This is a genomic window from Pseudomonas sp. PI1 (assembly GCF_000812405.1).
Taxonomy (GTDB): Bacteria; Pseudomonadota; Gammaproteobacteria; order Pseudomonadales; family Pseudomonadaceae; genus Pseudomonas; species Pseudomonas citronellolis.
Map to the genome: position 1 here is coordinate 29,615 of NZ_JWMC01000103.1, position 12,922 is coordinate 42,536.

Below are 12,922 nucleotides of genomic sequence, written 5' to 3' on the forward strand. Positions count from 1 at the left end.
GGCGGGCCTCAGGCATGGTGCGGCAACCTCAGCCGGCCTTGCCGGACAGCACGGCGTCCAGCAGCTGGGCGCTGTCTTCCAGGCTCTGGCTTTCGTTCAGGCCCTGGCGGAGGAACTGGCGCATCACCGGGAAGCGCTGGATGGCCAGGTCAGTCTCCGCATCGCCGCCGGCGACATAGGCGCCGACGCTGATCAGGTCGCGGCTCTGCTGGTAGCGCGACCACAGCTGCTTGAAGCGCTGGGCGTGCTGCAGTTGCTCGGGGCTGACCACCTGGGGCATCACCCGGCTGATCGAGGCCTCGATGTCGATGGCCGGGTAATGGCCCTCCTCGGCCAGCCGGCGCGACAGCACGAAGTGGCCGTCGAGCACGCCGCGGGCGGAGTCGGCGATCGGGTCCTGCTGGTCGTCGCCCTCGCTGAGCACGGTGTAGAAGGCGGTGATCGAACCGCCGCCCTTCTCGCCGTTGCCGGCGCGCTCCACCAGGCGTGGCAGGCGGGCGAACACCGATGGCGGGTAGCCCTTGGTCGCCGGCGGCTCGCCGATGGCCAGGGCGATCTCGCGCTGGGCCTGGGCGAAGCGCGTCAGCGAGTCCATCAGCAGCAGGACGTTCTTGCCCTTGTCGCGGAAGTATTCGGCGATGCGCGTGCAGTACATGGCTGCGCGCAGGCGCATCAGCGGCGCGTCGTCGGCGGGGGATGCGACCACCACCGAACGCTTGAGGCCTTCCTCGCCGAGGATGTGCTCGATGAATTCCTTCACCTCGCGGCCCCGTTCGCCGATCAGCCCGACCACGATGATGTCGGCCTTGGTGTACTTGGTCATCATGCCCAGCAGCACCGACTTGCCCACGCCGGTGCCGGCGAACAGGCCCAGGCGCTGGCCGCGGCCGACGGTGAGCAGCGAGTTGATCGAGCGGATGCCGACGTCCATGGGCTCGTGGATCGGCTCGCGCTTGAGCGGGTTGATGGTCGGGCCGTCCATCGGCACCCAGTCCTCGGCGCGCATCCCGCCCTTGCCGTCCAGGGCGCGGCCGACGCCGTCGAGCACCCGGCCGAGCATGGACATGCCCATGGGCAGGCGGCCGCTGTCGGGCAGCGGCACCACGCGGGCGCCAGGGGCGATGCCGGCAAGGCTGCCGACCGGCATGAGGAAGATCTTGCTGCCGGAGAAGCCCATGACCTCGGCTTCCACCTGCACCGAGTGGTAGCCGCTGTCGTTGATCACCATGCAGCGGCTGCCCACCGCAGCCTGCAGGCCCTCGGCCTCCAGGGTCAGGCCGACCATGCGCAGCAGGCGGCCTTCCACCACCGGCTGCGCCGGCAGTTTGGCGGCGTCCAGGTAGCCTTCCAGGCGCTTGGCGAAACTTACCCGGTCAAGGCGCATCGGGCTGGTCCAGGTCGATGTGCAGGTCCGGCTCCAGGGCGTGGGTGGCCTGCTCGCGTTGCTGTTCGAAGAGCTGCTTGGTGATCTGCGCCAGGCGCGTCTCGATGCTGGCGTCGATGCGCGAATGCTCGGTCTCGATGCGGCAGCCGCCGGGCAGTAGCTGCTCGTCCTCGAGGATGCGCCAGCTTTCCTCGTGGCGGTCGCGCAGCGCCTTGACCAGTTCGAAGTCCTGCGGATTGACGTGGATGCGCACGTTGTCGCTGCCCATCGGCAGTTGCTTGAGCGCCTCGCGCAATACCTGGCGCAGTTGGCTGGAGTCGCCCTCCAGCTCGCGCTGGATGACCTGGCGCGCCACCTGGCCGACCAGGTTGACCAGCATCTGCTCGATCAGCAGGTCCTGCTCGGCGATGGGCTCGAACAGCTGGCCCATCAACGTCTCCAGGCCGGCCAGGCGCTCCTGCAGCGCCACCTCGGCCTCCTGCCGGGCCTTGAGCTGGCCGGCGTGGAAGCCGTCCTTCTCGCCGGTGGCGAAGCCTTCGTTGTAGGCGTCCTGGCGGATCGCTTCGAGTTCTTCGAGCGTCAGCGGTTTGACTTCCTCGACGGGGACTTCCTCCACCGCCGGGGTTTCCGGCGCCTGCGGCTCGGGCGCAGGCTCCGGCGGCCGTTCCACCACCGGGTCGAAGCTGGGCAGCGCCCAGCGGTCGAAGCCGGCGACGTCGCGCGCGCGGATCAGGCCATCGTGTTCCTCGCCCTTGGGTTTCGCGGGACCACTCACTTAGATCATCTCCTCGCCACCCTTGCCGCCGAGGACGATCTCGCCGGAGTCGGCCATGCGCCGGGCGATGGTGAGGATTTCCTTCTGCGCGCCCTCCACTTCGCTGACGCGCACCGGGCCGCGGGCCTCCAGGTCGTCGCGCAGCAGTTCGGCGGCGCGCTTGGACATGTTGCGGAAGATCTTCTCGCGGATGCCCTCGTCCGACCCCTTGAGGGCCAGCACCAGCACGTCCGAGGACACTTCGCGCAGCAGCGCCTGGATGCCGCGGTCGTCGACGTCGGCGAGGTTGTCGAAGACGAACATGAGGTCCTCGATCTGCCCGGAGAGGTCTTCGTCGACGTCGCGGATGGCGTCCATCAGGGCGCCTTCCACCGAGCTGTCGAGGTAGTTCATGATGTCCGCCGCGCGCTTCACCCCGCCCATGGTGGTGCGGGTGGCGTTGGCGTTGCCGGCGAACTGCTTCTCGAGGATCAGGTTGAGTTCCTTCAGCGCCGAGGGCTGCACGGTGTTCAGCGAGGACACGCGCAGGACGATGTCCAGGCGCACCTTGTGGTCGAAGTGGCTGAGCACCTCGGCGGCCTGGTCCGGGTCCAGGTAGGCGACGACGATGGCCTGGATCTGCGGGTGCTCGTAGCGGATGACGTCGGCCACGGCGCGCGGCTCCATCCACTTCAGGCTGTCCAGGCCGCTGGTGTTGCCGCCCAGCAGAATGCGGTCGATGAGGTTGTTGGCCTTGTCCTCGCCCAGGGCCTGGGTGAGCATCTTGCGGATGTAGCCGTCGGCGCCGACGCCCAGGCTGGTCTGATCGCCGACCACCTCGACGAACTCGCTCATCACCTGCTCGACCTGCTCGCGATGCACGTTGCGCATCTGCGCCATGGCCACGCCGACCCGCTGCACTTCCTTCGGGCCCATGTGCCGCAGCACCTGGGCCGCGTCGGTCTCGCCGAGGGACAGCAGGAGAATCGCAGCCTTGTCGACCTTGGTCAGTTTGGCGTTCAACCGGGTCTCGCTCATACCGCATCACTCATCGGAGTTGATCCAATCCTTCACTACCTGGGCCACGCGGCCCGGGTCCTGAGCCACCAGGCTCTTGATCGCGTTCAGCTGCGCATCGTACCCCTCGCTGGGGCTGGGCAACAGGATGCTCGGCGGGCCGCCCAGGCTGACGCGGTCCTCGGCCAGCTCGCCTTCCAGGCCGCCCATCTCGCCCAGGGCCATGTCGCCGCCAGCGCCGGCCACCAGGGCCTTGTTCTTGTTGCCGGCGAGGTTGTTCAGCACCGGGCGCAGCACGCCGAACACCAACACCAGGATGAAGACGATGCCCAGCACCTGCTTGACGATGTCCCAGAACCAGGGCTGCGAGTAGAACGGCGGCGAGGCGATCTCCAGGTTCTGCTCCGGGGCGAAGGGCGCGTTGATCACGCTGACGCTGTCGCCACGGCTGGCGTCGTAGCCCACCGCGTCCTGCACCAGGCGGGTGAAGCGCGCCAGTTCGTCGGCGCTCCAGGGCTTGTGGCTGACTTCGCCGGTCTTGGCGTCGGCGACCATGTGGTCGTCCAGCACCACCGCGACGGAAAGCCGGCGCAGGCGGCCCTGCTGCTGCTTGGTGTAGCTGATGGAACGGTCCAGCTCGTAGTTGCGGGTGTTCTGCTCGCGCTTGTCGGTGGGGTACGGCGCCAGCACCGGACGGCCGGTCTTCGGGTCGATGATGGTCTGGCCGTTGGCGTCCTTCAGCGGCTGGCCCGGGGCGACGAAATCGCCGCCGGCGCTCTTGCCGGTCTGCTGCGGCGCGCTGGCCGGGCCCGGCGGCTGGTTCGACAGCGCACCCGGCACGCCCTGCGGGCCGTTGCTGTTCTGGCGTTCCTCGTTGTTCACCTGCTCGCTGCGCAGGGCCGGCTGGTCCGGGTTGTAGGACTCGGCGGTGGATTCCACGGCGCTGAAGTCGACGTCGGCGGAGACCTCGGCCTTGTAGCGGCCGTCGCCCAGCACCGGCTGCAGGATGCTGTGCACACGCTGGGTGAACATGCTTTCCATGCGCCGGGAATAGTCGAACTGCTTGCCGGCCATGGTCAGTTCGGAAAGCTCCTGCTGGTCGGAGAGCAGGTTGCCCTTCTGGTCGACCACGGTGACCTGGGACTTGTCCAGTTCCGGCACGCTGGTGGCCACCAGGTTGACGATCGCCAGCACCTGGCTGGGCTCCAGGCTGCGCCCCGGGTACAGCTCGACCAGCACCGAGGCGGTGGGCTTGCGCTCGTCGCGGACGAACACCGAACTCTTCGGGATGGCCAGGTGCACGCGGGCGCCCTTGACGTTGTTCAGGCTGGAGATGGTGCGCGCCAGTTCGCCTTCCAGGCCGCGACGGTAATTGGTCGCCTCCATGAACTGGCTGGTGCCCAGGGCCTGTTCCTTGTCGAGGATCTCGAAGCCGACGTTGCTGTCGGTGGGCGTCAGGCCGGCGCCGGCCACCTTGATGCGGGCGCGGCCGAGGTCGTCGGCCTTGACCAGCAGGGCGCCGGAGTTGGGGTCGACCTTGTAGCCGATGTCGGCGGCGTTCAGCGTCTCGATCACCTTGTTGGCGTCGACGCCGTTGAGGCTGCCGTACAGCGGCTTGTAGTCCGGCTGCTGGGACCACAGCACCATGCCGAAGCCGATGGCGATGCTCGCCGCCAGCCCGACCAGCAGGCCGACCTGACGCAGCACCGGCATCTCGGCGAGGTTCTCGAGGAACTGCAGGCCCATCAGCGGCTTCTTCAGCATTTCGGCTGCGCCGGCTTTGGCGGGGACCTGGTTGTCTACAGTGGCTTCGGCCATGAACTATCTACCTACCCCGTGGCTCAGATGGGCATCTGCATGATGTCCTGGTAGGCCTGGACCAGTTTGTTGCGCACCTGGGTCATGGCCTGGAAGGACACGCTGGCCTTCTGCGAAGCGATCATCACGTCGGTCAGGTCGACGTTGCTCTGGCCCACCTCGAAGGCATTGGCCAGCGCGCTGGCGGCCTGCTGGGTGGAGTTCACCTTGTTCACCGCCTGGCCGAGCATGTCCGAGAAGCTCGGCGCGCCCTCCACGGCAGCCGGCGCCGAAGCGGCCGGCTTGGCCTTGGCCATGGCGTCCATCTGCATGGAGCGCATTTCCAGCAGCAGGCGGTTGAACTCGATACCCTGACTCATTGGCTTTCCCTCTGACTACGGGCCGCGGCTTTTTTGACGCCGCGGCGCTTTGGCATAGGGGATTGCAACAAGGGTGCCAGGTTTGGGGCAGCGACAAGCTACAAGCTGTAAGCGGCAGGCAAAAAGCAAAAAGCCCAGCGTGGAACCTAATGCTGTTCACTTAAGAAAAATGCCGTTTCTCTCCATGAGAGAAACGGCATTTTCATATGGAACGCAGCTCCGCAGGGCGCATAACGCCTACGGCGTTATCCGCCATCGTTCACGGGCATCGGCGTCTCCGGCAACGGCGGATAACCGCGAACGGTTATCCGCCCTACGTTCCCGCCTTCGCCGAACCAGGTCGTCGCTTGAATGAACAGCATTACGGCATGGAACCAGGCTTTCGCTCTTGCTTGCAGCTTATGGCTTGCCGCTTACAGCCCCAGCGTCAGCTGGCGTACAAGTAAGCCTCCACATCCATCCCCGCATCACGCATCTGCGCCAGCTTGTAGCGCAGGGTGCGCGGGCTGATGCCCAGGCGTTCGGCGGCTTCCTTGCGGCGGCCGCGTTCGCTGCGCAGGGTGTCGATGATCATCTGGAACTCGCGGCGGCGCAGGTCTTCGCCGAGGCCGCCGGCGTTGTCCGCGGGCGCCGACGGAATTCCGGCGCTGGCGGCGGCCGCCACCGGGACGGGCTGCACCAAGGGGATCACGGGCGCTGCGGACGCCATGCCGATGGGGGCGTTCAGGCACAGGTCCAGGGCGCGGACCTGGCCGCCCTGCTGCAGGATCAGCGCGCGCTGGATGGCGTTGTCCAGCTCGCGCACGTTGCCCGGCCAGGGGTGCGTCAGCAGGGCGTCGCGGGCGTCGGCGGCCAGGCTCACCGCGCCCAGGTTCATCTTCTTCACGTACTTGGCCAGCAGGCGCTCGGCCAGCGGCAGGATGTCCGCCGGGCGCTCGCGCAGGGCTCGCCAGGCCAGAGGGAAGACCGACAGGCGATAGTACAGGTCCTCGCGGAAGCGCCCCGCCGCCACCTCGCCGAGCAGGTCGCGGTTGGTGGTGGCCAGCACGCGGATGTCCAGCTCGATCGGCTTGCGCGCGCCCACGCGCTCCACCTCGCGCTCCTGCAGCACGCGCAGCAGCTTGGCCTGCAGCGCCAGGGGCATCTCGGAAATCTCGTCGAGGAGAATGGTGCCGCCGTCGGCCAGCTCGAACTTGCCCGGCTGCGCGGCGATGGCGCCGGTGAAGGCGCCCTTCTCGTGGCCGAACAGGGTGGCCTCGAGCATGTTGTCGGGGATAGCCGCGCAGTTGATGGCGATGAAGGGCTTGTTGGCGCGCGGCGACTGCTGGTGGATGTAGCGCGCCAGCACTTCCTTGCCGGTGCCGGACTCGCCGGAGATCAGCACGGTGGAATCGCTGCGCGCCACCCGCGCGGCCAGTTCCAGCAACTGGCGGCTGGCCGGCTCCATAGCCACCGGGCCCTCGCCTTCGGCGGCGACCGCCTGGCCCTGGGCATGGCGGGCCACCAGTTCCAGCAGCACCTTGGGTTCGAAGGGTTTCACCAGGTAGTCGGCGGCGCCCTGGCGCATGGCGTCGACGGCGCGCTCGACGGCGCCGAAGGCGGTCATCAGCAGCACCGGCAGCTGCGGGTAGCGGGCGCGGATCAGGCCGAGCAACTGGTGGCCGTCCATGCCGGGCATGTTGACGTCGCTGACCACCAGGCCGAAGGCCTCGCGCTGCAGGGCGACCAGGGCCGCCTCGGCGCTGTCCACGGCGGTGAACTCGCAGCCGCCGATCAGCAGGGTATCGGAGAGGGCTTCGCGCAGGGCGCGGTCGTCTTCGACGAGCAGGATTCTGGCGGGCATGGGGTTATTCCTTGTGTTCACGGACGGGGGCCGCGATCAGCGGCAGGACCAGGCTGGCGCAGGTGCCGCGGCCTGGTCGCGATTGCAGGCGCAGTTCGCCGTGGTGCGCCTTGGCCACCGCCTTGACCACCGCAAGGCCGAGGCCGGTGCCGGTGGTCTTGGTGGTGAAGAAGGGCTCGCCCAGGCGCGCCAGGGTGGCGGCGTCCATGCCCGGGCCGCTGTCGCTGATGGCCAGGCGCAGGCTGTCGCCACGAGCGTAGAGGTGGACTTTCAGGCGCACGTCCTGGCCGCCGGCCTGGATGGCGTTGTGCAGCAGGTTGAGGACGCTGCCGACCAGGGTGTCGCGGTTGCACAGCAGCTCGCCGCCGCGCACGTCGCATTGCCAGCGCAGCTGCAGGCCGGCGACATGGGCCTCGGCGGCGGCGCGCAGGCTGGCGAACAGCTCCGCCGGGCTCAGGCGGTCCGGCAGCGGCAGGTCGCCGCGGGCGAACACCAGCATGTCGCGCACCTGGTTCTCCAGTTCCTGCAGGCGCTCCTTGAGGCGCCCGGCGAAGCGCTGCTGCTGCTCCAGCGGCAGCGCCTGCTCGCTCAGGTGGCCGGCATAGAGCATGGCCGCGGACAGCGGCGTGCGGATCTGGTGGGCCAGGGACGCGACCATCCGGCCCAGGGCCGACAGGCGCTCGTGGCGGGCCAGTTGGTCCTGCAGGCGGCGGGTCTCGGTGAGGTCGTTGAGCAGCACCAGTTGCCCCGGCTCGCCGTTCAGCGAGCGGGTGGCGATGGACAGGCGGCGCCCGTCGCGCAGGGAAATCTCGTGGCCGTCATCCTTGCGCGGCGCGAAGCAGCGGGCGATGACCTGGCGCCACAGCATGCCTACCAGGGGCTGGCCGAGCAGGCCGCGCGCCGCCGGGTTGGCCTCGCGCACCACGCCCTGGCCGTCGATGACGATGACGCCGCCGGGCAGCAGGTCCAGCAGGCTCTGCAGGCGGTTGGCCAGGCGTTCCTTCTCCGCCAGCTCCTGCATGCGCTGGGCGCTGACCAGGGCCAGTTGTCCCTTCAGTTCGCTGACCCGCGCCTCCAGCATGCTGTACGACTGGTTCAGCTGGGTGGACATCTGGTTGAACAGGGCGAAGGCCTGGTCCAGGCCAGCGCGGCCGTTCTCCTCCGGCGCATCGCTGGAGGTCGGCTGGGTCTGCTGGGGTACGGCTGGCATCATGCTGTCTCTCTTCCATCCGACGTCGTGAAAGCGTCGGCTGGCAGAGTCTTAGCAATCTGCGTGCCTAAAAATTAGTCCTTTATTTTCAGGCACTTATTGAAACGCAAAGGCAAGCGGCGTCAATCCTCCGCCACTTCCTCCTCGCGGCGGCTCATGCCGTACTTGCGCATCTTCTCCACCAGGGTGGTGCGGCGGATGCGCAGGCGCTCGGCGGCACGGGCGACCACGCCGTTGGCGTCGTCCAGGGCCTGCTGGATCAGCCCCTGCTCGAGGTTGGCCAGGTAGTCCTTGAGGTCGATGCCCTCGGCCGGCAGCATCGCCGGCGAGTCCAGGCCCGGCAGCCCGGCGGTGATGGCGGCGCGCTCTTCCAACTCCTCGCGCAGGCTGCTGGCGAGTTGCTCGTCCTCGTCGTCGACGTGGCGGAATTTCTTCGGCAGCTCGCCCACGCCGATCACCCCGTAGGGGTGCATGATCGCCAGGCGTTCCACCAGGTTGGCCAGCTCGCGCACGTTGCCCGGCCAGTCGTGGCGGCACAGCGACATGATGGCGGCGGAGTTGAAGCGGATGGAGCCGCGCTTCTCGTGCTCCATGCGCGAGATGAGTTCGTTCATCAGCAGCGGGATGTCTTCCACCCGCTCGCGCAGCGGCGCCATCTCGATGGGGAAGACGTTGAGGCGGTAGTACAGGTCCTCGCGGAAGCTGCCGCCCTCGATCATCTTCTCCAGGTTCTTGTGGGTCGCGGCGATGATGCGCACGTCGACGTTCTGCGTCTTGTTGCTGCCGACGCGCTCGAAGGTGCGCTCCTGCAGCACGCGCAGCAGCTTGACCTGCATCGGCAGCGGCATGTCGCCGATCTCGTCGAGGAACAGGGTGCCGCCGTTGGCCAGCTCGAAGCGCCCGGCGCGGCTGGTGATGGCGCCGGTGAAGGCGCCCTTCTCGTGGCCGAACAGTTCGCTTTCCAGCAGCTCGGCGGGAATGGCCCCGCAGTTAACCGGCACGAAGGGCGCTTCGCGGCGCTTGGAGTGGTAGTGCAGGTTGCGCGCCACCACTTCCTTGCCGGTGCCGGACTCGCCGAGGATGAGCACGCTGGCGTCGGTGTCGGCCACCTGCTGCATCATCTGCCGTACCTGCTGGATGGCCCGGCTGGTGCCGACCAGGCTGCGGAACAGGTTGGGCTCGCGCTGGCGGCCGCGCTCGCGGGCCTGGTCGTACATCTCGCGGTAGACCTGGGCGCGGTGCAGGGAATCGAGCAGCTTGTTGTAGCTGGGCGGCATCTCCAGGCTGGCCAGCACGCGGCGGCGCAGCTCTTCCGGCCAGTCGGTCGGCGCCGAGTCGCCGATCAGCAGCACCGGCAGGAATTCGTCCCAGGCCGAAAGCTGCTTGAGCAACTCCAGGGCGCCGCCCTTGTGCTCGACGCTACCGAGCAGCACGCAGAGCACGCCGCGGCTGCCGTTGGACAGGTCGTCGACCGCCAGGCGCCATTCGCGGCTGCGGCAGGACAACTGGTCCTCGCCGAGGAAGTTGAGGATGGTGGAGAGTTCGCGGCAACGCTCCAGGTCGTCGTCAATCAGCAGAATCTTGGTTTCACGCCACATCTTGCTCTTGTCTTCCGAAGGCATGTGGGCCGGCGAACGGCAACGGGAAAGAGGCGGAAACAATCCGCCATCATTTAGCCACCAAGTAAAGTCAAAAATGTGGCAGGAGTCAAATTTATGGCGTGATTTATTCGTTGTTTCCGACGGAAGAACTTACCTGCTGGCACGAACGGCGGCAACGGCGAAAACGGGGGGCCGCGCCGAACGGGCGACCCGCGGGGCTCAGCCGAAAAGCTGATAGACCTTGGCGCCCTTGTGCGACCGATTGACGCGGATGATCTCCTCGGCCACGCCCTGGCGCTGGCGGGTGACTTCCTGGACCAGTTCGCGGTACAGCACGAGCAGGCCTTCGAGGCTGCGCTTGAGGTCGCTGTCGTCGTCCAGCGGCTCGTGCATGGCGGCATCCACGTGCTGGCGGCACTCCAGGTCCAGCCGGGCGATGGCTTCCCAGTCCTGCTCCGCCAGGGCGGTGCCCAGGGCGCTGCGGGTTTGTTCGATACGCTCGACGGCAAGGGTCATGCTTCGTGTCTCCTGGAGGGACGGTATTACTGCGGGATACCGTCCCAACCTTCCTTGATGCTGCGAAGCAGGTTGGCCACTTCGTCGAGCATATGTTCGTCGTTCTGCCGGTTGGCCTCAAGCAGGCGGCGCCCCATGTAGATGTACAGGGCGTTCAGGCGCTCGGCATAATCGCCGCCGGCTTCCAGGTTCAGGCCGTCGCGCAGGCCACCGATGATGGCCACGGCCTTGCCGATCAGCTGGCCCTTCTCCGCCATCTGACCGCGCTGCATGGCGCCGCGGGCCTGGGCGATGCGGCTCAGGCCACCTTCCATCAGCATCTGGATCAGGCGGTGCGGACTCGCCTCGTGGAGCTGTGCCTGGACACCCACGTTCTGATATTGGCGAAGCGCTGCCATCGCATTCATTTCGAGATCCCCTGGTGTGGAAGGTTTCATATCCGATGTCCAGGGTATCGGCGCGGCGGCGCCAGACTTTAATCGCGAATTGCGTCTGCGCCGGGCGCTGCCGGTCGGCTAGACGCTGCCGGCGTCAGTCGTCGGAGCTCTTGTTCAGCGCGTTCAGCGTGGTCATCACGCTGTTGCTGGTGGCATTGAGCTGGGCGACCAGGCTGTCCATGGCGTTGTACTTGGCGTACAGGATGTCGGTCAGCTTGGCGGTGCGGTCGTCGAGGTCGATCTGCTGCTTCTTCAGGCTGGCAATGGTGGAGTTGATCGAATCGGTCTGCTGGTCGAGCAGCCCGTCGGTCTTGGCGTATGTGTCGACGGCGTTGTACATGCGCTTGAGGAAGCCGTCGCTGCCGGTGAAGAAGCTCTGGATGCTGCCCGAGTAAGTCGCCAGGCCTTTTTTCAGCTGGGTGCTGTCGACGCTCAGGGTGCCATCTTTCTGGCTGGTGATGCCCAACTGCGACAGTACCTTCAGCGAACCGCTGCTGCTGGAGAGGTTGACGAACTCGTTACGCAGGCTGTTGAGCAGGCTGCGGGTCATGGCATCGCTGGCCAACGGTCCGACGCTGTTGCTGGTGGTGCCGTCCTCGTTGGTGGTAGTGGTGATGTCGGTCAGGCTGGACACAGCCTTGATGAGGGTGTTGTACGCATCGACGAACTGCTGGATGTTGGCGGTCAGGTCGTCGGTGTTGGTCGCTACCGTCACTGTGGAGCTGCCAGTGCTCACCAGGTCGAAGGTCACACCGCTGACGGCCTTGTCCAGGGTATTGCTGGAACTGGTCATCGACAGACCGTCGAGCTTGAATTCGGCATCGCCGGCCTGCACCAGGTAGCCACCGGTGGAACTGCTGTAGGCGGCGCTGCCATCGATGGCCAGCTTGCCCAGGGTGCTGTCGCCCGAAGTCTTGACACTGATGTCGGTGCCGGCGCCGGTGGTGGTGGAGCTGAGCACCAGGCGCGAACCGCTGGAGTCGGTGACGACGTTGGCCGAGATGCCGCTGGTTTCGCTGAGCTTGTTGATGTTGTCGCGGATGGTCGACAGCGAGTCGCCGGCGGACACCGTCACGAAGTAGTTCTTGCCGCCCTGGCTGAGGGTCAGGCGGCCGGCGCCGTACTTGTCGGAAGTGCCGACATACTGGCTGGCCACCTTGGAGGAAGTCGCCAGTTTTTCGACGTCCAGGGTATAGGTGCCCGGGGTCGCCGAAGAGGTGGTGCTGGCGGTTACCGCGTCCTCGTTGGAGGAAGTGGCCTTGAGCCCGGAGAAGGAGTCGGCGGTGTTCAGCGTCGCCAGCGCCAGTTGGAAGGTCGACAGGGCGCTCTTGAGCTGGCTGGTCGCCGACAGCTGGGTGGTGCTCTTGGTGGTGAGGTTGGTGATCTGCGTCTGCTTGGCGCTGGTCTGTGCCTTCACCAGGGCGCTGACGATATCGTCAATTTTCAGGCCCGATCCGAGACCTGTCGAAGCGATACTGCCCGTTGCCATTGCCAACCTCCTTCAATCGATTTCTTGACGCATAGGCGTCTGTGCCCGTGCTTTCAGCAAGAAGCAGGCCAGGCTGTCAGGCCTGCTCGCGGAACAGCAGGTTGCCGGCTTCCTTGATGCTCTCCGCCAGCTTCACCGCAACCTCGGAGGGAATCTGCCGGATCACGTCGCCACTGGTGCTGTCCACCACCTTGACCACGGTGATGCCCGACTCCTGGTCGACCGAGAACTCCAGGTTGCGATGGATGACCTGGGCATTGCTGCGCAGGCTGTCCAGCGCACGATCCAGGGTAGCCTTGTCCGGCGCAACCTGGGTACTGCCGGTGGACGGCGAACCCTTGCCGTCGACGGCAACGGCCTTGCCGCCGGCCACGATGGGCGTGGTCGCCTGGGCCTGGTCCGCCCTGACGGGGGCTCCCAGTCCGATCGTAGAGAAAGTCACGCTCATCATCGACTCCTCATTGTTCTGGACAAATGCAGGAAGGGCGCAGTGC

At 66.8% G+C, this 12,922-nt stretch carries 12 protein-coding genes; all 12 read right to left on the minus strand.

What is annotated here, in order from left to right:
* Positions 1-28: 28 nt before the first annotated feature.
* The 12 genes from fliI to RN02_RS31250 all read right to left on the minus strand — a co-directional run bounded on the left by fliI (position 29) and on the right by RN02_RS31250 (position 12,876).
* On the minus strand, positions 29-1,384 hold the full coding sequence (gene fliI, locus RN02_RS31195) for a flagellar protein export ATPase FliI (protein WP_043319354.1): 1,356 nt from the start codon (positions 1,382-1,384) through the stop codon (positions 29-31).
* Positions 1,374-2,159 carry a flagellar assembly protein FliH gene (gene fliH, locus RN02_RS31200; protein WP_052267972.1) on the minus strand — a complete coding sequence of 262 codons (786 nt, stop codon included), beginning with the start codon at positions 2,157-2,159 and terminating at the stop codon, positions 1,374-1,376. Before fliH ends, fliI begins: the two co-directional genes overlap by 11 nt.
* A complete protein-coding gene (fliG, locus tag RN02_RS31205) occupies positions 2,160-3,176 on the minus strand; it encodes a flagellar motor switch protein FliG (RefSeq protein ID WP_009620873.1) in 1,017 nt (338 codons plus the stop codon).
* Positions 3,177-3,182: 6 nt separating this feature from the next.
* Positions 3,183-4,973, minus strand: coding sequence for a flagellar basal-body MS-ring/collar protein FliF (gene fliF, locus RN02_RS31210; protein WP_043319356.1), 1,791 nt, complete (start codon positions 4,971-4,973; stop codon positions 3,183-3,185).
* A 23-nt stretch (positions 4,974-4,996) separates the two neighbouring features.
* Positions 4,997-5,332 carry a flagellar hook-basal body complex protein FliE gene (gene fliE, locus RN02_RS31215; protein WP_009620871.1) on the minus strand — a complete coding sequence of 112 codons (336 nt, stop codon included), beginning with the start codon at positions 5,330-5,332 and terminating at the stop codon, positions 4,997-4,999.
* 427 nt (positions 5,333-5,759) lie between these two features.
* Positions 5,760-7,175: a sigma-54-dependent response regulator transcription factor FleR gene (gene fleR / locus RN02_RS31220; protein ID WP_009620869.1), complete on the minus strand. Its 1,416-nt coding sequence runs from the start codon at positions 7,173-7,175 to the stop codon at positions 5,760-5,762.
* A 4-nt stretch (positions 7,176-7,179) separates the two neighbouring features.
* Positions 7,180-8,385 (minus strand): sensor histidine kinase, encoded by a 1,206-nt coding sequence (locus RN02_RS31225; RefSeq protein ID WP_152623853.1) that lies wholly within the window; start codon positions 8,383-8,385, stop codon positions 7,180-7,182.
* A gap of 122 nt (positions 8,386-8,507) precedes the next feature.
* Positions 8,508-9,983 (minus strand): sigma-54 dependent transcriptional regulator, encoded by a 1,476-nt coding sequence (locus RN02_RS31230; RefSeq protein WP_043319360.1) that lies wholly within the window; start codon positions 9,981-9,983, stop codon positions 8,508-8,510.
* A 222-nt stretch (positions 9,984-10,205) separates the two neighbouring features.
* Complete coding sequence (locus RN02_RS31235; protein WP_043267646.1) at positions 10,206-10,502, minus strand: hypothetical protein; 297 nt, start codon at positions 10,500-10,502, stop codon at positions 10,206-10,208.
* 26 nt (positions 10,503-10,528) lie between these two features.
* Positions 10,529-10,909 (minus strand): flagellar export chaperone FliS, encoded by a 381-nt coding sequence (gene fliS, locus RN02_RS31240; protein WP_009620865.1) that lies wholly within the window; start codon positions 10,907-10,909, stop codon positions 10,529-10,531.
* A gap of 124 nt (positions 10,910-11,033) precedes the next feature.
* A complete protein-coding gene (gene fliD, locus RN02_RS31245; protein ID WP_043319362.1) occupies positions 11,034-12,428 on the minus strand; it encodes a flagellar filament capping protein FliD in 1,395 nt (464 codons plus the stop codon).
* Positions 12,429-12,504: 76 nt separating this feature from the next.
* Positions 12,505-12,876, minus strand: coding sequence for a flagellar protein FlaG (locus RN02_RS31250; RefSeq protein WP_052267974.1), 372 nt, complete (start codon positions 12,874-12,876; stop codon positions 12,505-12,507).
* Positions 12,877-12,922: the final 46 nt, after the last annotated feature.

Coding starts and splice junctions, on each gene's coding strand:
- RN02_RS31235 (WP_043267646.1), bottom strand. CDS start 10,502: ATGACCCTTGCCGTCGAGCGTATCGAACAAACCCGCAGCGCCCTGGGC.
- fliI (WP_043319354.1), bottom strand. CDS start 1,384: ATGCGCCTTGACCGGGTAAGTTTCGCCAAGCGCCTGGAAGGCTACCTG.
- fleR (WP_009620869.1), bottom strand. CDS start 7,175: ATGCCCGCCAGAATCCTGCTCGTCGAAGACGACCGCGCCCTGCGCGAA.
- fliE (WP_009620871.1), bottom strand. CDS start 5,332: ATGAGTCAGGGTATCGAGTTCAACCGCCTGCTGCTGGAAATGCGCTCC.
- fliD (WP_043319362.1), bottom strand. CDS start 12,428: ATGGCAACGGGCAGTATCGCTTCGACAGGTCTCGGATCGGGCCTGAAA.
- RN02_RS31230 (WP_043319360.1), bottom strand. CDS start 9,983: ATGTGGCGTGAAACCAAGATTCTGCTGATTGACGACGACCTGGAGCGT.
- RN02_RS31225 (WP_152623853.1), bottom strand. CDS start 8,385: ATGCCAGCCGTACCCCAGCAGACCCAGCCGACCTCCAGCGATGCGCCG.
- fliF (WP_043319356.1), bottom strand. CDS start 4,973: ATGGCCGAAGCCACTGTAGACAACCAGGTCCCCGCCAAAGCCGGCGCA.
- fliG (WP_009620873.1), bottom strand. CDS start 3,176: ATGAGCGAGACCCGGTTGAACGCCAAACTGACCAAGGTCGACAAGGCT.
- fliS (WP_009620865.1), bottom strand. CDS start 10,909: ATGAATGCGATGGCAGCGCTTCGCCAATATCAGAACGTGGGTGTCCAG.
- RN02_RS31250 (WP_052267974.1), bottom strand. CDS start 12,876: ATGAGCGTGACTTTCTCTACGATCGGACTGGGAGCCCCCGTCAGGGCG.